Here is a 21,159-nt window from a genome sequence, read left to right as displayed (position 1 = left end):
TTCCCTGCGAGCGTCGCGTAGAGTTTCTGCCACTTTGCCAGGTCCTTTCGATAGAATTCGCGGGACATCCGGCTGCGCAACGTATCCTCATGGAGCTTGGCTGCCTCACGGAACGCCTGAAGACCGGCATCTCCCTCTTCCGGTGACGGGGGCTTGAGCTCCACAGCGCGCACCCGGTCAGTCGAACGACGGCGAGCCGTCGGCCCAGCCCGACGCCTGCCAGAGGATATTGAATTGCTCCTGCAGCTGCGGCTGCATCGGCGCGGCAAGATCGGTCACCTGAAGCTCAGGCAGGAACAGCTCGGGCTTTCGGATCTTGCGACCGCCACCGCGGGCGCGCGTCAACTCGACGTCTTCCACTCCCCGGAATGCGATGGAAACGAGGCCGGAACCGGCCAGGCCCACGTCGGCGAGCACGGCGGCAAGACGCTCGAGATGGGCGGCGATCGATGCTTCCAGCTCGCGACCATTCACCAGGATCTCGGGATCATCGTCGATCCGGGCGCCGATCATCGCCTCGAATTCAATCAGGCCGGGTCGAACAAGGCGCGTGCGCCACCGGGTCTCCGGGTTATTTTCGGTCTGAATGAGCGGCAGGCCATAGCTCCACCATTGGCGCTCATCCGAATCTGACTGAACCCGGACCTGGCTGTCAGGCGGAAAGCGGAGCGCCGCAGCGAGGACGGTCTTTGGATCGAGAGCCGGCCGATCCATCGCAGCGAGCGGCACAATGCGCAGCGTCATGCTGGGCATGGCGACGATCTCGGGAAGCCCTCCTCGCATCCGGTCCGCCGCCAGCTCTGAAATCGCGGTCCGCGCGGCCTCCCAGCGGGGATCCACCTGCGGCGCCGTTGGCGCCGGCGGCGCGACACGAATTCGGGAGCGCCCAACCTTCTCGAACGCATCTATCGCGCCGATCAGCGTTCCGGCGCGCGCATTGAGTTCCCGGATCGCATCCAGGGTGACCTGCTGCGTGCCGTGCCGCACGTCATAGTCGGTCTTCGGCCAGACCATGTTGGGGTTCCGGTCCATCACATGGATGCGCTCATAGACCAGCTCCATGAGAGAGGTGTTCGCCGCGCGAAGCGCCATGGCGGCCTCCTGTAGCGCGGTGTCCTCGAAATCGAAGGCAGCGCCCGCCCAGGTAGCAGCCATATCATCGAGGGGATCGAGTGCCTTGCGCGGATAGGGCGTCCCGAAATTATGCTCGCGCAGGAACTGGCGCAGCAGCTCCGGGATTTGCTGGCGATACCGCTGCAACAGCTCAACATCATGAGGGTGAGGTTCGGCCGGCGGCGCAGCCGCCATAAGAACCTCGTCGTCGAGAATCAGGCGAAGAGCGCTCTCCAGATCCTTCTGAAGCCCTGCCCGCGCCGCCTGGCGCTCCTCGTCGGTCGCGTCGGCCGGACAGTGGAAGAGGATCGGCCGTTTGAAATGGGTGAGGTCGAACGGAAGAGGATGCTCGTCGGGATGGCCCATCGCTGTGTTCATGACGCCGATCATCCTGCCCCACCCGCGCGATTTTAGCGCCCAGCCATGCTCGAGCAGGACATTGGGGTTGGGCGAGAGCTGGCCCTTGGCGCGCGTGGCAACGTGCGTGAGGTCGGACAGGAAGGCGACCGCCCGGTCGATCTTTCCGAAGATGGTGTCCGCGAGCGGCGGCATGCCCGGCACATTCACAGTGTCGCGATCGGCGCGAAGCTCACGATCGGCGGGATCAACGTCGGCGTCCGCATTGACGGTTCGAATGGCGCGGTCCAGCGCCCACTGAATCAAGCCGCGACCGATCCGGTTCTCCGTGTCGCTTTGCCAGGAATAGAAGATATGGTGCGGCATTCAGGTAGCGATTCTCGTCGTTATGGTGGTCGCCCTCGCTAACATGCCTGCCTGGCCCAAGCATCATGGACGCACTTTCCCTCGTCGAATGATTGTCATCAATGACACTCTACCAGGCGTTTCGGGGTAAAGTGTCATTGATGGCATCTTAGGTTCTGGTGGGGCGGGCCGCCCCGGTCAAAGCGGCGCTGGTCGAGAGCCCATCATCCGCGTCTCCAGATTGCCGCCGGGCCGACGATGCAGGTCGATGACGTGACCCATCGTCGGCGTGAACTCTATCAGACTGGCCACCGTCTCGTAGGATGTGTTCGGCCCGAAATAGCGCTTCGCGCCGTGCCACTTCCGCCCCTCGATCAGGCGGACCCGGTACGTACCCGCAGGCACCGGCAGGGACACCCGGTCATTGGCGGCAACATAGATCGACAGTGCATGGGCGTTCGTATCCGGGTCCACCAATTGCACCACCGTGTTGGAATCGGCTGCCTCGATCGTGAGATTGCTGCGTTTGATCAGACCGATAACATTGGCCCCAACCGTAACCGACCCGCTCTCCGGAAACGGCTGCGCCGGCTCGAGATCAGGAATCCAGCCATGACGTTGCGCGTCCCCATAGAATGGGATCAGGATCAGCAGCAGGCTCAGCACCGGCAGGGCGAAACGGACAGCGATCGCCGCCGCAGACGGTTGTCGGCGATATCGCTGGTGGCGCGGATCAAGCCAGGCCGCCTCGATCCGCCCCCTACCCTCGTTCCATCTCGTCCGGTTGGCGCGCTGTCTGTGGCGCGCTCGCATATAGTCGCGATCATCGATGCCCATTGGACAGCCGCCTCCTGCCGAATGTCCGGGCCGCCGACGTCCGGATCAAAACCAACCGCCCTTGCGGCCTTCGCCCGCGTCACGAAGGTTTCGGCCGTCGATGGCGGAGCGGCGGATCTCCAGCTCGACCTCATCACCCTTGCGCCGGGTGCGGAAGTCCGCATTGCTGAGGCCGTTGCGCCGGGCATAGTCCTCGGCGGCCTTCTCGCTGCCGAACTTGCCGCCTTCGTCAAAATCCCATGCCATCGTCACTCTCCTTGCTTTCAGCCGGCACCGCGCCGACCGTTCGTCATCAAAGATCAAGGCCCAGGCTGCGCTCGGGCAGCGGCGGCAGCAGGTCTGCCTTTTCGGGCTTGAGATCCGGGGGCGCCTTGAGGCCGTCGCCCTTGATCGGTGCTGCGGGCTCAAGCGGCCCGTCCGGAATGGGGGGAAGATCGGCGAGGATGTCCGGCTGATCCGCGAGGTTGATCCCGTCGATCGGGCCGGGATCGAACTTCACCGGCTTGGCGCCGCCCTTCTTGCCGTCGATATCGAGGCGGCCGACCGTCTCTAGGGCCGAGGTCTTGTTGCCGGCATTGTGGTCGAGCTGGCGTTCGAGCTTTTCCTTATCGTCCACGATCATGGTGAGTTCGTCGCGCACCCGCGTCACGCCCACATTGAACAGGCGCTGGTTCGACAGGTTGCGCTCATGGCTGTCCATGACCGTGATCGCCTTGTCGGTGGTGATGCCCTGCGCCATGTGCATGTTGAGCGCGTAGGCGAGGTCCAAACGCGAGAGCATCGGATCGCCCGGCGCCAATGTCAGGGTCTGATTGCCCGCCGTCTCGACGGTGATGCCCGAGGCATCGGCCGAGATGATCCGGGCGAGCGCCGCGTTGTGCAGGTCGCGCGGCTTGTCGTTCGCGGTCCAGCGGATGCGATCCCCCTCGCGGACATGCAGATCCTTCTTCTCGGTGAGTTCGAGCCGGTCCCGCTTTTCGGTGGGCGAGAGGCGCTGCGGGTCGAAGCGAATCTTGCGGCGCCCATCGACCAGTTCGACCTTGCCCGAGGGCAGCACCCTGGAGACGTCATAGCGTCCCTGCGCGAGCCCGACGTCCTGCGCGCCGCCGCGGCCGACATCGAGGGTGAGGCCGGGCCGATAGCTGGCGGCGTAGCGAAGCTCCTCGCGGGTCAGGTTCACGCGGTCATAGACGATGAGATGGATGCCCTCGCCCCGCACGGTGCCCTCGGCGGCAAGGCCGTCCTGGATGCGCTGGTTGATGATGGCGCGGGACTCCCGGCCAGACGCAAACACCTGGGTCGCGGCACGGTCGTCCGCCCCCAGCGCGAGCCACCTGTCGGCGGCCTCTTCGGGCGGGTTCGCGCTTTCGTGGACGTTATCGCCCAGCACCTTCATCGCCTCGCCCGCCTTACCGACATTGGCGAGCGCGGCGACGGTGCGCAGCGTGTCGGTCCGCTGACGGATATTCTCGTCCATTCGGGCCATCGTGCCGCCGGCGGCCTGGATCATCGCGAAGGACTTGCCGGCGTCGATCGAGGAGAGCTGCTGGCGATCGCCAACCAGCACGAGCTTGTCGATGCCGAGCGCCTCGACGATGCTGTGAAGCTTCAGCATGTCGGCGCTGGAGACCATCGAGGTCTCGTCCACGACCAGCATCGCGCCGCCGAGCCGCTCGCGCGCCTCCTCGTAGCGCGGCGTATCGCGCTCGGTCAGGTAGCGCTCGTTGGCGAGCACGAACGAGGCGATCGTCTGGCTCTTGATCCCGGCCCCTTCGGCGAGGTCGGCGACCATCTTGTTCTGGAAGGCCAGGCCCAGCACATCCTTGCCTTCGCCTTCCGCGATCCGGGCAACCGCCTGCAGCATGGTCGACTTCCCGGCGCCGGCGACGCCCTGGACAGTCACGGTCCGATCTTCGGAGGAGAGGATCAGGGTCGCGGCTGCGAGCTGCCCCGCATTGAGCGGGCGATCGGCGACCTCCTGCAGGCGGGCGGGCCCATCCTGCGCGGGGAGTATCGGCACCGCCTTGCCCACGCCCGCATCGACCGCCTTGAGAACGGCTTCCTCGGTGCGCAGCGCCTCCTGGGTGGTCACCATCCGGACGCCCTTGTCGCCGGCGCGGGCGACACCGGGGATTAGCTGGCGGTTGTCGTAGAGCTGCTCGATCCGGTGCTCGACCGTCTCGATGGTGACGCCCTTCAGGCCGAGGTCCAGCGCGGTCTTGGAGAGCTTGTTGACGTCGAACGCCGCCTCGCGTTCGGCGAGGATGCGGACGGCCGAGGCTACCGCCAATTGCGTCCGGGCGACGGCCGGCGATTTGGTGGCGCGGGCAAGGCCGCTGTCGATCAGCGGATCGGGCGAGCGAAGGAAGCCGCCGATGAGATCGCGCGCGCCGGCGATCGCGTCGGTGACCGCCCGGAAGCCCCGCTCCAGCTTGTTGTCGGCGGCGCCCTGCCCTGCCCGGGCCAGCGCCGAGGCGAGCAGTCCTTTGCCGTCGAACCCGAGCTCCGCCGCCTTGTCGATCCATCCTTTGAGGAGCCCGTCGCGGTCCTCGACATTGAGCTTGGGATCGCGGGTGGTGGTGGTCACGCCGTCGCGCCCCTTGGCCGAGACGATGCCGAGCTCGGCCGCCTTCTCGAGGATCGCCTCGCGCCGTTGGCTGAAGGCATCGATGATCGCCTTGGGCACGCCCATGATCTCGAACGTGCCGTGCTTGCCCTTGAGCTCGACCTGGTAGCCGAGCTTCTCCAGCCCGGCGCGCAGGTAGGCGTGGTAGATCGCCCCGACGACCGCGTTATTCGACCAGATCTTGTCGGCGTGCAGCGCCTGCCATTTGCCGTCGGGCATCTGGGTCAGATTGGCGATGACGGAGTGGACATGGGCCTGCGGATCGAGCGCGCGACTGGTGTCGTGCTGGAACAGCGCATAGACGAGCTTGCCGGTCGGCACCGGCACCTTGCGACCCTCGACGTCCTTGCGCCCTTCGGCGAGATTCTTCTCGACCCAGGCCATGGTTTTCTGGACCGCGACCATGTTGGCGGCGAGCACCCGCTTGTCGCCGGCGACATAGGCCATGACCGACACGGACTTGGGCGCGGAGAAGGTGAGGTCGACACCGTTGCGCCGGTTTTCGACCTGGGCGACGCCCTCTCCGCTCGGCAGGACGCCGCTCAGAATCTGCTCGAAGCTTTCGCGGCTGACTTCGCCTTCAAGCGCGAGGGCTTCGGCCCCTGCCCCGCCCCAGGCACTGACCTCGGAGGAGCCATCGGCCGTGTAGTAATTGTCCTTGAAGTCGTCCTTCGCGAAATAGTTCGCGGCGCCTGATGCGGAACGGACGGCGGCGACCGAGAGCATGGATCAGATCCCCATGTCGAGATCGTCCTGGTCACGGCCCGCGGCGAAGCCCTGACGCAGTTCGATGAGGGTCTGATCCTCGACTTGCGGCGCCTGCGGTGACGGTCCGCGCCGGTCGTCGGCGGGCCGCTGGCCGGTCTCCTGCTGGGCGTCCCTGCCGCGCGCGCCGTCCTCCTTGCCGCCGCCCGCTCCCTTCGCCTGCGGGGGCACCGGCCGGTCATCGCTACGCGGGGCGGTACGATGGGTTTCGGCGGCCTGGTCCTCGCTCGGCGACTGCAGGATCCGCGCCGCCATTTCCTTCGCAAGATTGGTTGGCTCGACCACCTCATCCACGATCTGGACGGCGCCGTCCCTGCCGCCGGCCTCACCGCCCTCCTCGTCGAAAATCTCCTCCCCGCGCTTGGACCGGACGGGCTGCATCACGGGACGCTTCAGGAAGCCCGGCGCCACGATGGGGTAGTTCTTCCATTCGAGAAGGATGCGCGCGGCCGGGAAACCGTCGGGGAATTTCACGAACCCGTGCATCGAGGGCAGGTTGGTGATGTCGTCGGGGATCACGAGGGGCTCGACCTGCTTGCGCGGAGTCAGGGTCGAGGCGTCGCGATTGTTGTTGTAGCCGTAGCTATAGGCCTCATCCATCTGCCGCACTTCGCGGTTGCCGATGTACTGCGAGCACTCCTCGGCGGTCTTGAACTCGCTGGTCGCGAGGATGAGCTTGGAGCGGGCGAGCGAGGCGAGATTTCGCGCGCCTTCCTCGCCATAGACCTCGACCAGCTTCTGGAAGCTGTGGAGCCCCAGGATCATTGCGCCGCCGAAGTTCCGCGCGGTCTGCAGGCCCTTCTCGATCGCAGGCAGGCGGTGCAGCGCGCCGACCTCATCGAACATGAACCAGGTCCGCAAGCTGCGCGTGCGCGGCAGCGTCATGAGGCTGGTGATGGCGATGTTCATCCAGAGCGTCAGCAGCGGCCGGTTCATCTCCAGATCGTCGTAGTCGGAGGTGACGAACAGGATCGATCCGGGCGCGCGCTCGGTGGTCATCCAGTGCCGGATCGAGAACGGCTCTCCTTCGTCGGGCAGGAAACGCAGGACCTGCGCATTGGTGTTGAAGACGGCGCGGATCGATTCCGCCATGCGGGCCGCTTCCGGGGCGGTCAGCGGGTCGGCGATGGTGTTCGCGAGGAAGCGATGCACCCGCTTCAAATCGGCGGTCATCAGGTTCTCGGCGAGCGCCAGGTTGGTGGTCTGGCCGCGCTCCTGAAGCCGGACGCACATCTCGATGAACAGGGTGCGGGCCGCGAGCGCCCAGAAGGGCTCGGACGAGCCGCCATCGGAGGGAATGAGCGCCGCGGCGGCCGACGTGAAATGGCTGTAGGTCGAGCAGTCGTTGAAGATCGACCAGGCCGGGCAGCGCTGGTCCATCGGGTCCAGGATCGTGTCGCGCATGGGATCGTAGAAGGCTTCGACATAGGCGCCGGTGAGATCGAAGATCACGGCGCTGTCCTGGCGCTGGCGCATCTGGCTGACCAGACTCCTGAGCTCGGTGGTCTTGCCCGCGCCGGTGGTGCCGATCAGCATGGAATGGGACTGCTCGAGGCGGTGCGGATAGGGGATGCCGGCGAGCGTATAGGGATGGTGGATGCCGCCCGCCTTCCGTGTCGCGAACGGCAATTTGAGCACGGCGGCGGACGAGCGGCCGGGGAAGAACTCGCGCGCGTCCTCCGCGAATTTTTCCGCATTGTGCTGCGCGATTTCGGAGACCAGCACGGCGCGATCGACCAGCATGGCGCCGCGCTCATGGCGTTCCTGAAGGATCGAACGCCCACGCCTGCGCGAGATGTCGACGAACCAGATGGTGAGTGGCGCGACCACGAAAACCGAGACGAGGATCGAGCCGATCAGCGCCCGGATGGTGGTCTCCCAGGCCTGCTGCACGGCCGGGATATAGGGCACCACGGGCATGACCGTTTTGTAGATCTCGCCATTGGGCAGGGTGACGTTGACGCGCTTGTTGGGATTGAGGTCGACCCAGTTCCAGAGCGCCGAATAGATCTTCATGCAGACGAGCTGGAATCCGTGCTCGTCGAGGCGGATCGAGAGGATGACGAACCAGGCCGCGAGGAAGGCGAAGAACCAGACCATGATGGGCAGCCGCGCGCCCGAAAACCACATCAGCATCTCGTGGGTGAGAAGCTGTGAGCCGCGGGTGAAATTGCCCGAGTTTCGCTGCACGCGGCCGCGCGCAGAGTGGTGGGTCAGCGGGATGTTTTTCCCGTTCGAGCGGATGTCCTCACGCGCCATGATATTGCACCAGGCGCTTGTCGGTTTCGGCAACGAGGCGGTCGCGAAGCTCAGGATATTGCTCGCGCAGAATGACGTCGAGCACGAGCTGCTGGAACTCGCTGATCCGGGCCAGGCGGCGCTGGCTCGCGGTCAGCACGTCGGAGGATGAAAGGAAGACATTGAGGGCCGACCGGATGACGTCGGCGACGCTCAATTTCTGTTCGGCGGCGATCACGCTGAGGCGGTCCCATTGGGCGCGCTCCAGGCGGACGTTGTAATGCCGGTAACTGGTAGCCAAGACCAACCTCCTAGCAGGGAGGCTGGTGGGGACTGAAGAATGGCTCTATTTATAGCCGAGCGGCCCGGTTCCGGCAAGTTGATCGTCATGGACCAGCAGGCCGTAGTCTCACAGACTACGCGCGAATGGCTGATTTCCGCCGTTTTTGCCCGCCCACCAGCTCGTACTACAACGTAGTCTCCTTTCCTTCCGCGCTAACCCGTTGTGAAACAACGGAACTCATGCACCTTCAGGTGCGTAGGGTGTGCTAATCCCAAGAGCCCGATCCCCTGTCCCTGGGCCTGTTACGATGTCGTCGGAGAGGAGCCGGTTGCCGGGACCGGCGAGGTACGCGCCGCCGTGAGGCGGAACGCGCGAGGCCGGTGTCACCGATCCGATCAGGGCGCGAAAAGCCCCGATGCGCAGCATCAACGTCGGCCAAAGGGCCGCGTTGGAAAGGCGAGGATCGTGACCCGAAGGGCGGAGACAAGGCGCATGCCTTGGCTCCGTGAGGTTGGGCTCTCGTTGCCTGAAGGGCATCGGGAGCCCTAGCGAATAGAGCCGTCGTCGGGCGCAGGCCCGATGCGCCCAGCCCCATGAATCTTCTTCTTCCTGCCCTCACCAACCAGCGCTATGTTCAGCCAGTTCATAGCCCGATTAGCCTTCACAAGAGGCACCTATGGCAAAGACACTGGAACAGGAGAGACAGGCTCTCGAAGAGGATCAGCGCCGGCTGGAAGAGCGGCGCAGGAAGCTCGAAGAGAAAGAGCGCGAGCAGGCGATCGCGACGATCGAGAAATCCGGACTGCTGAAGCTTGAACCTAAGCGGCTCGCCGATCTGACGGCCCGCATCAAGACACTGGGTTTCGAGGAAGTCGAAAAGCGGCTCAAGGCCTGAATCATCCCCCGCCGCGGCAACGCCGCGGCACGGTCATGGGGGGCTCGATGCCCCCCGTGACCGTTCCTCTCCCAGCAAAAAAAGGGGAGAGGCCGCAGCCCCTCCCCTATCGTTCAGAATTCGTCGATGATGCCGCCCGGCGCGGTGTAGACGATCCGGTCGATCATCGCCTGTCCGAGCGCGCCGTAGTCGCCCTCGTCAATGGCGAGGAACCCCAGCTCATCGTCCTCGACCACATGCTGGTCGAAGTAGCTGTGCATCGCGCGGCGCTCGGCATTGGCGACGGCGGCGAAGTAGGCGGCGTGCTGATCGGCGGCGGCGATGTTCGTGATCGTCTGCATGTTCGTCTCCTGTCGTCTTGAATGACAGGGGAATGGCGTCGGGCGGGCGGGACCGTGTCAGGCCTCGCCGGCTTGCCGGCGACCGCAAAGCGGCGGTGGGGGTCACGATTTTCTTCGGCGGCCACCGTCGTTCGAGATTGATGCGCAGCGCCCGATCCGCCGAAGAAAATGGTGGGGCCCCGCCGGGCTTGAGACGGTCTCGTCCGCCCGACAGAATGGGAAGACTGTGAGAGATTTTTCCTCTCGGGGAAGCGCCTCCGGCAAGGCGTAGCGGCGCGCGGACCGACGGGTCCGTGCGGCACGCGAGCGAGCCGGTGTCGTCACGATGAAACGCCGCCCCATCATGGCTTTTGCGAATTATGAGAACGGCGTGCACGGACCCTTCACCGATCTCGGCCAGCGGGCGGAGCGGATGGACAATCCACTGATCCGGGAGGGTGCTGGACAGGGCCGAAACGACTTCGCCTTGGTGTCACAGGAGGTCTGTGTTAGGCGCCGGATTGCGCTGCGAAGGCTGCGGCGCCGGGACTGGTAATCCCGTCGAGAAAGGCAGCTCGGTGTGATCTCACGCCGGGGTGCCTGCGCACATGTCCAGGTGCCTTGGCACTAAAAGCGTAGGCGCATGTCTCGACGTGTTACCAGCCCCGGCTCCCGCGCACGGCGCGGGAGCTCTCCGGGGAGGAGCGACGGCCCGGAAGCTCGCGAGGATGGACCGCGCTCGAGGTAGCGATATGGACCTCTCGGAGACGGACCCGACGGTGACACGGGCGCTTGCGCTGGCATTGATGCGGCAGGCCAAAGAGTATCTGGCGGCGACAAACGATGTCGATGCCGCCGACCAATTGCAGCGCGCGATCGATACCCTGCTGACACCGCGAACGCCGGTCGCGGCATAGGCTCGCAGCGGCATTGCGGGGCGCGCCGCGCGCGGCGACGCGCCCCTTCGCGACGTCTGGTCCGGGCGGAGGCTATGCCCATTCCAGACGGGAACTGTCGTCAAGATCTCCGGTCGCGATCAGGCGGTCGAGCCGGGACAGGTATGGGGCTGCACCCTGCGCTTCGACGCTGCGCCGGATCGCGGGATCAGCGAGGCGGGCACGGACATTGTCGACCGGGATTTCGCCGACGCTCTCCGGTCGCAGTCCAAGCCCTTCGAGCAGCGGGAACGCATTCTGATAGGCCAGATCGAGTTCGAGGCCGAGATCGGAGGTCAGCCCGACCGACAGGGTGATCGGGCCAGTGTCGCCCTCGCGATAGACGCTGACCCGGCGGCCGCGAAACTGGGCCTCATCCAGCACCGTGATGACATCGGTCTGATAGTCGAAGATGCGTGCGATGCTGGCGAGCGCCAGCGGGCAGACACGCGCCTCGAACCGATAGGAGAGATAGTCGTCCTCCGCGAAATCTGGATCCAGCAGGGTCATGTCGAGACGCTCGCCTTGGCCGCGCAGAAATTCCCGGAAGGCGGCGAGCTGGCGGGCGTTGATGACGGCGGTCTGGCGTTCCTGATGGTCGGCCGATGTGGTGATGCGAAACACAATGGACATCTCGTCCTCCCTTGCTGAACGCAGCACCCGTCCCTTCTCCCCTCTGGCCGCCTGGCGGGGCGAAGTCAGTGCGAATGGTGGCCATTGCGCGAGCGCGCCAGCGCTCAGTCCCCCGCGGCGCGAAGGGGCTCGATGCCCCTGAGCGCCGCATGTCCACGCAGAAAAAGATGGAGAGGCCCCGGCCGAAGCCGGAGCCCCTCCAAGCGAGCACTCACGCGCTGCGCTGGGTGCGCTGGTGCGCGAGGCGGACGATGTGCAGCGGCACCCCCGCCTGCCGCAGCTTCTGGGCGAGGTTCTGCTGGATGCCCGAGCCTTCGCAGATGACGGCTTCCACCGGCTTGAGACCGAGAATGCGGTCATTGCGGACGAAGGCGGCGCGGTTGCCCTGACTGCGATCGAGGCGGAACTGGATGACCTTGACGCCGCGCGATGCCGCCCATGCGTGCGCCACGGCATCGCAGCCCTTCGCTTGCGCGGTGGTCGCGAGGATCATCTCCGGGATGCGTGCCTTGATGCTGTCGAGACCGTTCCAGAGCAGGTCCACGTCCTCCCACACCTGACCACCGGAGAACGCCACGACCGGGCCTTCGGGGGCGAACTGCTCGCGGCGCTCCCGGGCTTTCGAGGCAAGATAGTCGCGGGCCTCGATCATCGATGCGGTAAGCGCGCTGGAAACCCGGCTTCCCCGCACCGGCGAGAAGGGCTTGCCGGTTTCGACCCGATAGACCTCGGCGGCATGGTCGCGCATGCATTCCATCGCCTCGCGGCAACCCTGGAGGGTCTGGCAGAGGAGCTGGGTGTCTTCGAGTTCGGTCGCGTAGATCTCGGACGGATCATAGCTGCGTGCGAGATCGCCGAGCTTCTTGGCGGCGTCATCCTCGCGGCCCTCGATACGCTTCGCCACGACATGGAAGCTGTTGGCGAAACCCCACGCCAGATCGGCCGCAAACGGCTCCATGCGGGTGTCGCGCAGCACGTCGAACATGGTCTGCATCATCATCTCGGTGGCGGCCCGCACCTGCTCGGGATCGGGCATGTCAAGTGCTTCGGGCGCTTCGACGATGCTGAGCTTGGCCATCTCGCTATGTTCGATGAACGCGCCCTCGTAGGTCTGGGTCAGTCCGTCATTTTCACGCGACGCGGCGACGAAGCTGGCAAGGTCGGCGAAATTGTTGAAAGAAGTCATAAAAGCCTCCGAACAAGTCGATCTCTCATCCGGGATTGGATGAAAGATGAAATCTCATCGGATGGGCCGACGGGGCTTTGTCAGGGACGCGGGGACAAGTCCCCGCGCCGCCTCGGCGGGGCGTGGGGGAACCGATTTTCTTGGGGCCAGAGCGCAGCGACGGTCCCGGGAAAATTGGGGGGACCGCGCATCCTTGAGAAAGCCCCCCAAGGCACATCACACTACGGCGATGAAGCTTGTCTGATACCGAGATGTTAGAGAGAGAATTGGATTTGCCCCGGCCGCGCGGCGGCCGGGTTAACAGCAAATCGCTCCATACTGTCCCAGGAGAAACCCCCTCCCCATCACCCCCGCAAGGTGATCGTAACCCGGCAGGGCGGAGACGCGGCAAGGCCGTGGCTCCGGGAGCCGCAGGCGAGTAGAGCGCCGGTCCCGGCCTGAGCCTGTCGAAGGGCCGGGATGCGCCAAATGATCGAGCACCGACGCCGCAGGCAATGTTGAAGGAATGAAGAGTGAAGGCCCAGATTCAGGCGAACTATGAGGAGCGTCTATCGCGATATGCTGCACTGTTGCATGGCAATGAGCCACCGGGGCTGGTGGCGAAACTCGCCGTCTATCAGCAGCTCCTGCGGCAACGTGATATTCATGGCGACCGCCTGTGGCAGATCGAGCCGATCCTCTATCCGCTGGCGGAGCAGGACGTGATCGCGCTGGTGAACAGCGTGATCAAGGTCGTCACCGATCAGGAGTGGAAGCTCCGGGATGGGGCGAGCTTCCATGTCGGCGAGTTCTACGCGATCGGCGTCGAGAACATGGTCCACAACCTCGAGACGGGGCGACGCGCGAACTTCCCGGGCCAGTTGAGCTGAAGGGCGGCGCCCGCAGGCGCCGCTCTACCGGGTCAGAAGAAGTCGATCTTGTCGGCGATGATCTCGCAGCCGTACCGGGTGACTCCGTCGCGATCCTCCCAACTCGAATAGTGCAGCCGGCCGGTGATGGCGACGACATCGCCCTTCTTGCGCGAGGCGCCGGCCTTGCCGAGGCCGTTGAAGCAGGTGACCTTGTGGAACTCTGTCTCTTTGGCGGTGTAGCCGGTGGCGTCGTCGACATAGGTCTTGCCGTCCCTGAGCTTCACGCGATCGGTCGCGACAATGAGGGTGGTGACGGCGCCGCGGGTCTCGGGGTCCTTGGCGACGCGGCCGGCGAGATTGACGTTGTTCATTGTAGTGCTCCTCGTTGGGTCCAGCGGCCTTCCCGCCGGTGACACCGAAGAGCGGCGTGCGGAGAGGGTCCGCACCGTAGCGTCAGCGGAGGGGAACCCCTGGAGGGAGTTGGCGCGGGCAGCCGCGAAGCGGCAACACGGGCGACCGGATGGGGTTGCGGGACGTCTTCGTCTCGCCGCAGGTGTCAGGAACAGGCGAAGGAAGGCTGCTGGCCGCGGCGGGGCTCTACCCGATGGACGATCGCGCGGCGCGCTGCTCTTGACCCCGGCGCCGGCGGCGGAGCGCCCTCAGGAGTTCGTGCTCAGCAATCGGTGACGGGCAAGCCCGTTCGGCGAGGCCCGCTAGACGCAGCGATCGGGATTGAGGGCAGAGCCTCGTATTGCTCGGCCTCGGCGGCCTCAGGCGCGAAATGGCAGACGGAGTTTCGCGCGGCGGGACCTTTCGCGCGCGGTATCATGCTCATCAGCCCATCGGTCGGCGGCGATCTCTTCGTCCGTAGGTCGCGCGCCCGCGAGATCGGCCCGCTGCTTGTCGCTCAAGGTCTCGGCCGTGCTCACCGCCCGATTGCCGTGCCGCTGGTTCGTTCCCATGTGTTCTCACTCCGAAGTCGCGATGATCCGCGCCGCGTGGCAAATGCGGGCGCGGCCGATACTGGTCAGGAGGTACGCTTGACCTGCGTGACCTTGCCGGCGTCGTAGGCGGCGAGCCAGCGGGTGCGGATGGTTTCGTAGAAGGCGGTTGGAAGCTGACCGTATGCAACCTCGCCCAATGGATCGCCGGGCACCGTCCGAAGATCGGGCCCGGGCCATTGAAAATAGTTGAGCTCCGTGAGGACGACCCACGAGCGATCATCATCGAGCCCGAGACGAACCTTCGTCGCGTGCGGAATTTCAACGGCAAGGCTCGTGTCGGACGGCGGCGTATGGGTCACTGGCAGGATGGTGACCATCTTGGCGCCTGCCTTATTTGTCGTCGCGAGCAGCACGGCGCAGGGACGGTCTTTGCTGCCTTCTTCGTGACCTGCCTTTGCTTCATGGCTCCAGAGATACGAGTAGCGAATTACGAGGCCGGGAACTGGATCGGGAATTTGCACTCGTCAGGACTCGACCTCGTGATCGAAGGCAGCGGCTTCTGCCGGCGCTCGCGCCGCTCGAACCCCCTCCACGATTTCCTCCGGCACGTCAGTCAACGTGAAGACCTCGCGATCGCGCCGCTTGAGCCGCTGATATTCGGCGGCCGACATCAACACGAGGCTATCGTGGCCATGATGCGTGATGGTAAGGGGCGCAACCAGCGCCTGGCGGCTGATGCGGCCGAAGGCCTTTGACGCCTCAACGGAACTGACAGTCTGGGGCATGGTGATTCTCCTGTCCGGAAAGTACGGAGTTTCCGGATAAATTTCAAGTCCTCTCTGTCGCGCGCGCGAGGACGATAGCTGAGGACACGGTCACAGGGAAACGAAGGCAGGGCCCGCTTGCCGTGAGGCAAACGAGCCCTGCGGGGTTGCCGCGCGCCGGAGGGACGCGCGCGGCAGGGAGAGAGGATCGTCAGTCGGCCATCTCGGGCGTGCGGCGACGGCGGCCATTGCCCTGCGCGGGCTCGCCGCCGAACGCGCCCTCGGCCGAGGATTCACCCAGGCCATCCGTACCGGCGAGGCCGTTCGGCTTGGCCGGCTCGTCCGCACCGGGCAGCGGCGGCAGGCTGTCGTCGGCCGGGGCGGTGTCGGTCGGCGCATCGCGGCGGCGGTTGGGACGCGACCAGACGATGTTGTACGAGCCGTCGTCCTGACGGAACGCCGAGATGTAGAGCGGCTTGTCGAGGCTGGGATCCTCGATCTTGCCGTTGAGGAACATTTCGCCGGTCGCATTGGACGCCAGCTCGAACAGTGAGCCGACCTGGACCCACTGGCGTGCCGCCGAGAGCGCGAGGATCTCGAACTTGGGCGCACGCGGATTGGCGGAATGGACGGTGCGAAGGGCGATGACGATCGCGACCGTGAGCGTCGAGATTTTGCCGGTGTAGGTGCCGCTGGCGTTCTGGGTGATGGTGCCGATGTTCATGGGAAGTCTCCTGAGAAAGTGCGCTCGAACCCCTTGTCCGAACACCTTCTCTCACCCGCTCCTCTCCTCGGCCGTTCGGCCGAGTAAGGCGCGCCAGCGCCGCTCCGACGCGCCACTTCGGCGCCGTCGGGTACTTCAGGGCCTCGCAATCACGCGATGCGTGTCAAGTCTGGGGAGCGCTTGCCGATGGCCGCCACAGGGCAATGACATCCTGCATCTCTTCGGCGAAACCGAGACCGTCGATATAGACGGCGCCGCGGTCGTTCTGGCCGAGAAAGCCGATCACGCTCGTGATGTCGTTTGCCACGTCGATGTCGAGGCCGAACATGTCGGCGATCTCGAAATGACCAAGCTCCGGGCCATTCCACCAGGCCATCAGAAAGTTCGCGACGCGGCGCGCCTGCCCGGTGTCGCCCATGGCGAGCGGGATAAGCCGTGTCAGCGCCGCACGGGCGGAATCATAATCTGTCGGTACGGACGTCATCGGTTTTCTCCGCGCGCAGAGGGTATCGAGGCGACACCCGGGCGCAAGCGTTTCTGCCTCGAACGGCCCGATCCTAATGAATCGAGCCGAACAGCCGCCGCTTGACCTCGGCCTGGTGCCGGCCATCCTTCTCGCCGATCGTCGCGGTCATGTCGGCGAGGAGCTGTTCGGCAAGCCTCGGCGGGATTTCCGCATAGGGCGTGATAACGGCGATCGCGGCCTCGGGCGTGGGAAGCTCGCCCGGTTCCGTGCCCCGCCAGATCAGCGCTTCCCCTTCATCGGGCTCATCATCGGTGCGAAAGCACACCTGAGCATAATAGGTCTGGAGCGGTCGGTCCCAGCCTACCGCCGCGCAGATGACGTCGGGATGGCCGGCCTTGGGCGGGAGAATGTGCCTGCTCATGCGTGTGTCCTCCGCATTCTGTGCGCGACGTGCCGCGCGGCGCCTTCGGCGCTGTTGATGGCCTGACCTGCTGCCGATGCCGCGCGGCGCGCGCCCGCCCTGCGCAGCAGGTTACGGGCTTCGCGCAGGCGTTCAACGGCAATCGCAATGGCTTGTCCGTCCTCGGACGTCGCGGGTGTGATGCGGCGCAAGATTACCTCCATTTTGGTTGGAAATTGGCGAGGCGACTGATCGGCTCAATCGTCGCAGGGGAGCATGATCGTCAGGACACGGACGGTCACCGCGGCGTCGGCAGGATCTTCCGAGCCCCATTCGAGCGAGGGATCGTAATAATCGATGCGAAAGCAGACGATGTGACCCTCGAGCTCGAACTGCCCGTAGTTGCGTTCCGGGCCGTCATCAGGCTTGAATTCGTAGCGCCGGACGGCCGCGAGTACCGCGGCCTGGGCGACGGCTTCGCTGACGATGCGGTCGCCGCCTGCCAATGTGGCGAGACAGGTCGCCGTCATCACGATCCGCGCGTTTCGATCGAGGCCGAGCCGCACGCGGTCATTGAGCTCGGCGATCCGGGATATGGTGCTGGTCATGCTGCCTCCATCAAGCCGGCGTTGAAACTCGCGATCCATTCTTCCATCGTCGGCCGCTCGGCGATCGGCACGATGCTGGCGGCGTCCTGGAAACGGATGAGATCGGTCGGCGCATCGCGACGGATCGCGTCGATCTCGGCCTCGGGGAGCAGCCGCTCGGCGCGGATGAAATCGGTGATCCTGCCGGGCCGGGTCCTGGTCGATCGGCGCCACAATCCCTCGACGGTGCGCAGGCGCGGTTCGGCGCGGGCCTCAATCAGGACAATCAAGCGAAGGCACCACGCCGGCAGGGCGCGTACTTCATCGGGCCGGATGGCGCCGCAGAAGAAGCAGCTCGACTTGGGCGGCACCGGGAGACCGGCGGCCTCGATCCGGGCGATGCAGCGATCGCGCGTCCAGTTCCATTCGCGCAGCGGATAGCGGCACTGGAACAGCGGATCGTCCAGCCCGGCAGCATGGGCATGACGCCGGGAATCGGAGGGCGACGTGTCGTAGCCGATCAGCCGCTCGACCTTCTGCCCATTCGCCCATGCGGCGCGAGCCGGTGCCCATTGCTTCAGGAAAGCGTCTTGCGGCGCCACCTTCCATTTGAGGCTGCAACTATGCCGTCCCAGGCTGATGCTCGGCAAAGTCGCATTGGTCAGGACATTGGCGAGGATCGAATAATAGGGCGGCCAGTGCTTGAAGCGCCTGGGCACGTAGCGGACGATCTCATAGGGAATCCCGCGCGCGTGCATCCACGCGGCGATCATCCGCTGATATTCGTAGGTCTCGGGCTTCTCCGCGCCCGGATCGGCGCTCAGCACCAGGTCTGGCGCCTCGCCGCGCGCCTCGAGTTCGATCAGCAGCGCCGTGGAATCGACACCGATCCCATAGGCCAGGACCACGGGCGGCGGGGCGGCGACCAGAATGGTATCGACCGCTCGTCTGTTGCTTGGGATGTGCATGGAGTTCTCGGCCTCGATCGCGGCCCATCGCCGCAACCCTCAAGATCCCCCTCCCCTCATTCTCGGCCGGCTGTGCGGTTCTCGGCCTCGATGCGAAGATCGAACTGAAAGGTGGGGTGCGCCAACGGCAGGGCCTTTGGATAGGGAAGTCGCGGCAGTGCGCGGCCGTGCCGGCGGGCTTCGCGGGTGAGCTCGAAGCAATAGGCGTAGAGACCCGGCTGCTGATGGCGCACGAGATGGCGTTCGCGTTGCACCCGCCAAAGCCATGTCGCAGGCATCTCCCCGAACTCCGGCCTGGGCAGGCCAAGCGAAACGAACTGATCGATGGCGCCGGCATGGCCTCGCTCGCCAAGGCGGATCTTCGAGAGCGTGCGCCCCGCGATCGTTGTGTCGCCGGCGCGCAGGACGGTTCGCGGCCTCGTAATGGCGCGGTGCGCCGCCGAGAGCGCGCAATAGACGCGGCCTATATGTCCGGCGCTTGGGTCGCTGTACGAAACCACGGCCTCGATTCCGGGCTTCTCGCGGCGCAGATGGCGAAAGGCCCGCGCGACGAAGAAGCTCTCCCCGTTCTGGGGCACGGCGTCTGTCAGGATCAGGCGGGCGAGCACGCAGCCGCGTAGCGGATCGGCAAAGCCGGTGTGCCGCGTGATTACGGCTCCGGTGGCCGGAACGGCGAAGACGGCGACGCCTTCCAGGACTGCCCCGGCGCCATAGAGCCCGACCGCGAGCTGCGCCGCAGGATAGGTCGGCAGATAATGATGGCGGGCAATGAAAGCGCGCGCGGCATCGTGTCCGATGATCTCGACGGAATAGGATTTGGGATCGATGACCGTGAGATCGCGGGCCCAGAGCGCCCGGCGCTCGCGCCAGCGCTGGCTGCGGCTCGTTTCCATGTTTTGGATCCTCGAATGTTAGCGGGCGGCAAATCTCGTCGCCCCGCCGAACAGGCGGAGCGCGCGTGCCATCTCGTCGCGCAACCGGGCCTTGCTGCCGACGATGAGCGTCGGCGCGAGGGGTTTCCCGCCGGGGTCGATGAAGCCGTGCGCGAGGGTGCCGTCCTGTTCGATCGAGACGAGATGCCCCTTGCCGGGCGCCGGCCCCTGATAGCGCGCCGTCAGCTCGCCTAGCTTCGCAGTCAGGCCCTTGGTCGCCTTGGACCAACGGATGTGGCCAGCGCCGACATTGCTCCCGGCCTCGCGGCCTCGATCCATCCAGAGTTTCGCGTGCGCCTTGACCTGCAGCGGCGTGTTGCGCGTGCGTTCGCGATTCCGACAGGTTGGCAATGCGGCCGAATGGGTATCGAGAACCCGCAGATATTCGCCGTGCAGCGCGACAAGGATATCCTCGATGTCGATGCCGGCGAGGAGCGCGCGAAGCCGGTCCTCCTGCTCGGGACTGGCAATGAGCTCGTCGGCCCGCTCCGCCGTCAGTTCCTCGGCCTCGGGCTGCGCGGTCACACCGGATATGAAGCCCTTGGTGGCGGTGAGAATGATGGCGTGACCGCCGCAGCGGCCGCCTGTCTTACGATAGCGCTCCAAAATATCGCCTCGGCCGAGCGCCGCCGCCGGATGATCGCCCAGGATGATAACCCGCCGCGACCATGGTGTCGGTCGGGGCCGGTCGCTGGGTTTCGGCCAGTCCGAGGGTAGCGATCGCACCGCACCCCGCGACTGCATCGAGATGGGCGCTCGTTCGGCAGCGCGATTGGCCCGGCGCGCCGCGTCGAAGAGATCGTCAACGTCGCCGCCGCCGTCGGCGAACCCGCAGTCATAGGCCGGGCGTTCTGCGGCCTTGGACGGCGAACAATGGTTCCAACCTACATGGGCCGCGTACCAGCCATCGGCATAGCGGATCGCGAGATTCCAGTCATAACCATAACGATCGCGTCCACGCAGGATCGCCGCATCGCGCTCATCACCGCGTCCTGAGACGGCGCGCTCCTCGGTGAAGCTGAAATTGCGCGCCTGGCGCTCGGCCTCGCTATGCGCGGCAATCGCGTCGTTGACGGGCTTCATCGCCTGGACGCGCGCGCGGGTGCGCGCCATGCGATCTTCAGGTGAAGCCGTCGGCGCCAGGTCCGGAAAGTCGCGCCAGGCTTTCGCGATCGCTTCGGCATGTTCCGGTGCGCGGCCCCGGGCCAGCCAGGTGGCAGTCGAACAGGGGTCGAACTGCGGGATTTTTTCGACATGGATCATGTGGTCGGCCTCGGTCGAGATCAGGCGAAGAGGCGCATCGGCTGTTCGACCGGCGGCGTGAGACGAAGGTCGCGCCGCAGACGGTCGGCGAAACGGTCGGGCGCCATGAGATCATTGACCGATGCCCAGTGATTGCGCGCGCCGCAGTGATCATCGCGGCCACGAACCCGGCGATAGAGGACTTCCCGGCCCGGGCCCGAACAGCCAAGCGAGAGCTGCACCCATGCTTCCTCGCCATGGAGCGTGATTTCGCCGGAAACCGCAGGGCCGCCCTTGCTGGAGCGGATGTCATAGGTTCCGTCGCATAGGCCCAGCGCGTCGGCGAGGCGCCGCATTGCGGTGCGGCCCTCCGAATGGAAGAGCCGCTTGGCGGCCTCGTCATGGCTCACGCCCCGATAGGCGAGGTTGCGCAGGACCGGCGTTCGGCGGATTTCGGCGATCTGGTCCATGCAGGTGCGCCGAAGCTCGAGATTGGACGGACGATCTTCGCACACTGCGCTGAGGTGGCGAACGAGCAGGATCACGGCGGGATCGGTTTCGGCGTCTTTGCCGGCGTTGCGGCAATCCTTGATCGCGGCTCCGATCGCGTGGAGGGTGGTGCCGACGGTGATCAGCGCGCTGGGGTCGAGCGCCTGCTGGTGGCGCATGGCGACGTCGTAAGTCATGGGATGGCCCTCCGGTCTTGAGCGAAAATCCGCTCAAACGGCCCTCTCCCCCTCCCCTTTCT

25 protein-coding genes are annotated in these 21,159 nt (G+C 65.6%); 3 read left to right on the top strand and 22 right to left on the bottom strand.

The genetic code is table 11. The annotated features are described in order from the left end of the window. Positions 1 to 177: 177 nt before the first annotated feature. From LDB29_RS27445 to LDB29_RS27420, 6 genes are all read right to left on the bottom strand, one after another. Positions 178 to 1,836, bottom strand: a complete 1,659-nt coding sequence (locus LDB29_RS27445; RefSeq protein ID WP_070936291.1) for a hypothetical protein — start codon at positions 1,834 to 1,836, stop codon at positions 178 to 180. A 177-nt stretch (positions 1,837 to 2,013) separates the two neighbouring features. Further along, the gene (locus LDB29_RS27440) at positions 2,014 to 2,652 is read right to left on the bottom strand and encodes a hypothetical protein (RefSeq protein WP_070936293.1); all 639 of its coding nucleotides are present in this window, start codon (positions 2,650 to 2,652) and stop codon (positions 2,014 to 2,016) included. 45 nt (positions 2,653 to 2,697) lie between these two features. Further along, positions 2,698 to 2,898: a hypothetical protein gene (locus LDB29_RS27435; RefSeq protein WP_066703418.1), complete on the bottom strand. Its 201-nt coding sequence runs from the start codon at positions 2,896 to 2,898 to the stop codon at positions 2,698 to 2,700. A gap of 46 nt (positions 2,899 to 2,944) precedes the next feature. Further along, positions 2,945 to 6,004 carry a MobF family relaxase gene (gene mobF, locus LDB29_RS27430; protein ID WP_030090599.1) on the bottom strand — a complete coding sequence of 1,020 codons (3,060 nt, stop codon included), beginning with the start codon at positions 6,002 to 6,004 and terminating at the stop codon, positions 2,945 to 2,947. Positions 6,005 to 6,007: 3 nt separating this feature from the next. Next, a complete protein-coding gene (locus LDB29_RS27425; RefSeq protein WP_176593288.1) occupies positions 6,008 to 8,302 on the bottom strand; it encodes a type IV secretion system DNA-binding domain-containing protein in 2,295 nt (764 codons plus the stop codon). Beyond that, positions 8,292 to 8,582 carry a hypothetical protein gene (locus LDB29_RS27420; RefSeq protein WP_030090597.1) on the bottom strand — a complete coding sequence of 97 codons (291 nt, stop codon included), beginning with the start codon at positions 8,580 to 8,582 and terminating at the stop codon, positions 8,292 to 8,294. The genes LDB29_RS27425 and LDB29_RS27420 overlap by 11 nt, the downstream gene beginning before the upstream one ends. A 658-nt stretch (positions 8,583 to 9,240) precedes the next feature. Here LDB29_RS27420 and LDB29_RS27415 point away from each other — a divergent pair. Then, a complete protein-coding gene (locus LDB29_RS27415; RefSeq protein ID WP_030090596.1) occupies positions 9,241 to 9,459 on the top strand; it encodes a hypothetical protein in 219 nt (72 codons plus the stop codon). Between the two features lie 113 nt (positions 9,460 to 9,572). Here LDB29_RS27415 and LDB29_RS27410 read toward each other — a convergent pair whose 3' ends face one another. Then, the gene (locus LDB29_RS27410; RefSeq protein WP_062787863.1) at positions 9,573 to 9,800 is read right to left on the bottom strand and encodes a hypothetical protein; all 228 of its coding nucleotides are present in this window, start codon (positions 9,798 to 9,800) and stop codon (positions 9,573 to 9,575) included. Between the two features lie 731 nt (positions 9,801 to 10,531). Here LDB29_RS27410 and LDB29_RS27405 point away from each other — a divergent pair. After that, a complete protein-coding gene (locus tag LDB29_RS27405) occupies positions 10,532 to 10,696 on the top strand; it encodes a hypothetical protein (RefSeq protein ID WP_157077779.1) in 165 nt (54 codons plus the stop codon). Between the two features lie 72 nt (positions 10,697 to 10,768). On the opposite strand, the gene LDB29_RS27400 is transcribed toward LDB29_RS27405, so the two are convergent. Further along, the gene (locus LDB29_RS27400) at positions 10,769 to 11,347 is read right to left on the bottom strand and encodes a hypothetical protein (RefSeq protein ID WP_176593287.1); all 579 of its coding nucleotides are present in this window, start codon (positions 11,345 to 11,347) and stop codon (positions 10,769 to 10,771) included. Between the two features lie 211 nt (positions 11,348 to 11,558). Then, positions 11,559 to 12,533 (bottom strand): DUF2493 domain-containing protein, encoded by a 975-nt coding sequence (locus LDB29_RS27395; protein ID WP_030090592.1) that lies wholly within the window; start codon positions 12,531 to 12,533, stop codon positions 11,559 to 11,561. A 512-nt stretch (positions 12,534 to 13,045) separates the two neighbouring features. Between LDB29_RS27395 and LDB29_RS27390 the strand changes: the two genes are divergently transcribed. Continuing rightward, positions 13,046 to 13,402, top strand: a complete 357-nt coding sequence (locus LDB29_RS27390) for a hypothetical protein (RefSeq protein ID WP_066703409.1) — start codon at positions 13,046 to 13,048, stop codon at positions 13,400 to 13,402. 32 nt (positions 13,403 to 13,434) lie between these two features. On the opposite strand, the gene LDB29_RS27385 is transcribed toward LDB29_RS27390, so the two are convergent. The 13 genes from LDB29_RS27385 to LDB29_RS27325 all read right to left on the bottom strand — a co-directional run bounded on the left by LDB29_RS27385 (position 13,435) and on the right by LDB29_RS27325 (position 21,097). Beyond that, positions 13,435 to 13,755, bottom strand: a complete 321-nt coding sequence (locus LDB29_RS27385) for a single-stranded DNA-binding protein (protein WP_062787869.1) — start codon at positions 13,753 to 13,755, stop codon at positions 13,435 to 13,437. Positions 13,756 to 14,154: 399 nt separating this feature from the next. Beyond that, on the bottom strand, positions 14,155 to 14,346 hold the full coding sequence (locus LDB29_RS27380) for a hypothetical protein (RefSeq protein WP_062787870.1): 192 nt from the start codon (positions 14,344 to 14,346) through the stop codon (positions 14,155 to 14,157). Between the two features lie 65 nt (positions 14,347 to 14,411). Continuing rightward, positions 14,412 to 14,849, bottom strand: a complete 438-nt coding sequence (locus LDB29_RS27375) for a hypothetical protein (protein WP_030090590.1) — start codon at positions 14,847 to 14,849, stop codon at positions 14,412 to 14,414. Positions 14,850 to 14,852: 3 nt separating this feature from the next. Beyond that, positions 14,853 to 15,113, bottom strand: coding sequence for a type II toxin-antitoxin system Phd/YefM family antitoxin (locus LDB29_RS27370; RefSeq protein ID WP_037505398.1), 261 nt, complete (start codon positions 15,111 to 15,113; stop codon positions 14,853 to 14,855). Between the two features lie 190 nt (positions 15,114 to 15,303). Beyond that, complete coding sequence (locus LDB29_RS27365; RefSeq protein WP_062787872.1) at positions 15,304 to 15,816, bottom strand: DUF736 domain-containing protein; 513 nt, start codon at positions 15,814 to 15,816, stop codon at positions 15,304 to 15,306. A gap of 163 nt (positions 15,817 to 15,979) precedes the next feature. Continuing rightward, positions 15,980 to 16,300: a hypothetical protein gene (locus tag LDB29_RS27360; protein WP_030090587.1), complete on the bottom strand. Its 321-nt coding sequence runs from the start codon at positions 16,298 to 16,300 to the stop codon at positions 15,980 to 15,982. Between the two features lie 73 nt (positions 16,301 to 16,373). After that, positions 16,374 to 16,703: a hypothetical protein gene (locus LDB29_RS27355; RefSeq protein ID WP_062787874.1), complete on the bottom strand. Its 330-nt coding sequence runs from the start codon at positions 16,701 to 16,703 to the stop codon at positions 16,374 to 16,376. Then, positions 16,700 to 16,894: a hypothetical protein gene (locus LDB29_RS27350; RefSeq protein WP_083216155.1), complete on the bottom strand. Its 195-nt coding sequence runs from the start codon at positions 16,892 to 16,894 to the stop codon at positions 16,700 to 16,702. Before LDB29_RS27350 ends, LDB29_RS27355 begins: the two co-directional genes overlap by 4 nt. Before the next feature lie 45 nt (positions 16,895 to 16,939). Next, on the bottom strand, positions 16,940 to 17,290 hold the full coding sequence (locus LDB29_RS27345; RefSeq protein WP_030090586.1) for a DUF3768 domain-containing protein: 351 nt from the start codon (positions 17,288 to 17,290) through the stop codon (positions 16,940 to 16,942). Next, positions 17,287 to 18,237: a hypothetical protein gene (locus tag LDB29_RS27340; RefSeq protein WP_062787876.1), complete on the bottom strand. Its 951-nt coding sequence runs from the start codon at positions 18,235 to 18,237 to the stop codon at positions 17,287 to 17,289. The genes LDB29_RS27345 and LDB29_RS27340 overlap by 4 nt, the downstream gene beginning before the upstream one ends. 56 nt (positions 18,238 to 18,293) lie before the next feature. Continuing rightward, positions 18,294 to 19,130: a hypothetical protein gene (locus LDB29_RS27335; protein WP_255326416.1), complete on the bottom strand. Its 837-nt coding sequence runs from the start codon at positions 19,128 to 19,130 to the stop codon at positions 18,294 to 18,296. A gap of 18 nt (positions 19,131 to 19,148) precedes the next feature. Then, the gene (locus LDB29_RS27330; RefSeq protein WP_030090572.1) at positions 19,149 to 20,432 is read right to left on the bottom strand and encodes a hypothetical protein; all 1,284 of its coding nucleotides are present in this window, start codon (positions 20,430 to 20,432) and stop codon (positions 19,149 to 19,151) included. 20 nt (positions 20,433 to 20,452) lie between these two features. Beyond that, the gene (locus tag LDB29_RS27325) at positions 20,453 to 21,097 is read right to left on the bottom strand and encodes a hypothetical protein (protein ID WP_030090571.1); all 645 of its coding nucleotides are present in this window, start codon (positions 21,095 to 21,097) and stop codon (positions 20,453 to 20,455) included. Positions 21,098 to 21,159 lie beyond the last annotated feature (62 nt).

The sequence above is a fragment of the Sphingobium sp. CFD-2 genome, from assembly GCF_024611135.1.
Taxonomy (GTDB): domain Bacteria; phylum Pseudomonadota; class Alphaproteobacteria; order Sphingomonadales; family Sphingomonadaceae; genus Sphingobium; species Sphingobium fuliginis.
Note: the sequence above shows the minus strand (reverse complement) of the source record. Positions and strands in the feature narration are given on the sequence as shown.

Bases quoted from the DNA above. Each gene is read 5' to 3' on its own strand.
- LDB29_RS27445 (WP_070936291.1), bottom strand. From the start codon at position 1,836: ATGCCGCACCATATCTTCTATTCCTGGCAAAGCGACACGGAGAACCGG.
- LDB29_RS27440 (WP_070936293.1), bottom strand. From the start codon at position 2,652: ATGGGCATCGATGATCGCGACTATATGCGAGCGCGCCACAGACAGCGC.
- LDB29_RS27435 (WP_066703418.1), bottom strand. From the start codon at position 2,898: ATGGCATGGGATTTTGACGAAGGCGGCAAGTTCGGCAGCGAGAAGGCC.
- mobF (WP_030090599.1), bottom strand. From the start codon at position 6,004: ATGCTCTCGGTCGCCGCCGTCCGTTCCGCATCAGGCGCCGCGAACTAT.
- LDB29_RS27425 (WP_176593288.1), bottom strand. From the start codon at position 8,302: ATGGCGCGTGAGGACATCCGCTCGAACGGGAAAAACATCCCGCTGACC.
- LDB29_RS27415 (WP_030090596.1), top strand. From the start codon at position 9,241: ATGGCAAAGACACTGGAACAGGAGAGACAGGCTCTCGAAGAGGATCAG.
- LDB29_RS27410 (WP_062787863.1), bottom strand. From the start codon at position 9,800: ATGCAGACGATCACGAACATCGCCGCCGCCGATCAGCACGCCGCCTAC.
- LDB29_RS27405 (WP_157077779.1), top strand. From the start codon at position 10,532: ATGGACCTCTCGGAGACGGACCCGACGGTGACACGGGCGCTTGCGCTG.
- LDB29_RS27400 (WP_176593287.1), bottom strand. From the start codon at position 11,347: ATGTCCATTGTGTTTCGCATCACCACATCGGCCGACCATCAGGAACGC.
- LDB29_RS27395 (WP_030090592.1), bottom strand. From the start codon at position 12,533: ATGACTTCTTTCAACAATTTCGCCGACCTTGCCAGCTTCGTCGCCGCG.
- LDB29_RS27385 (WP_062787869.1), bottom strand. From the start codon at position 13,755: ATGAACAACGTCAATCTCGCCGGCCGCGTCGCCAAGGACCCCGAGACC.
- LDB29_RS27380 (WP_062787870.1), bottom strand. From the start codon at position 14,346: ATGGGAACGAACCAGCGGCACGGCAATCGGGCGGTGAGCACGGCCGAG.
- LDB29_RS27370 (WP_037505398.1), bottom strand. From the start codon at position 15,113: ATGCCCCAGACTGTCAGTTCCGTTGAGGCGTCAAAGGCCTTCGGCCGC.
- LDB29_RS27365 (WP_062787872.1), bottom strand. From the start codon at position 15,816: ATGAACATCGGCACCATCACCCAGAACGCCAGCGGCACCTACACCGGC.
- LDB29_RS27360 (WP_030090587.1), bottom strand. From the start codon at position 16,300: ATGACGTCCGTACCGACAGATTATGATTCCGCCCGTGCGGCGCTGACA.
- LDB29_RS27355 (WP_062787874.1), bottom strand. From the start codon at position 16,703: ATGAGCAGGCACATTCTCCCGCCCAAGGCCGGCCATCCCGACGTCATC.
- LDB29_RS27345 (WP_030090586.1), bottom strand. From the start codon at position 17,290: ATGACCAGCACCATATCCCGGATCGCCGAGCTCAATGACCGCGTGCGG.
- LDB29_RS27340 (WP_062787876.1), bottom strand. From the start codon at position 18,237: ATGCACATCCCAAGCAACAGACGAGCGGTCGATACCATTCTGGTCGCC.
- LDB29_RS27335 (WP_255326416.1), bottom strand. From the start codon at position 19,130: ATGGAAACGAGCCGCAGCCAGCGCTGGCGCGAGCGCCGGGCGCTCTGG.
- LDB29_RS27330 (WP_030090572.1), bottom strand. From the start codon at position 20,432: ATGATCCATGTCGAAAAAATCCCGCAGTTCGACCCCTGTTCGACTGCC.
- LDB29_RS27325 (WP_030090571.1), bottom strand. From the start codon at position 21,097: ATGACTTACGACGTCGCCATGCGCCACCAGCAGGCGCTCGACCCCAGC.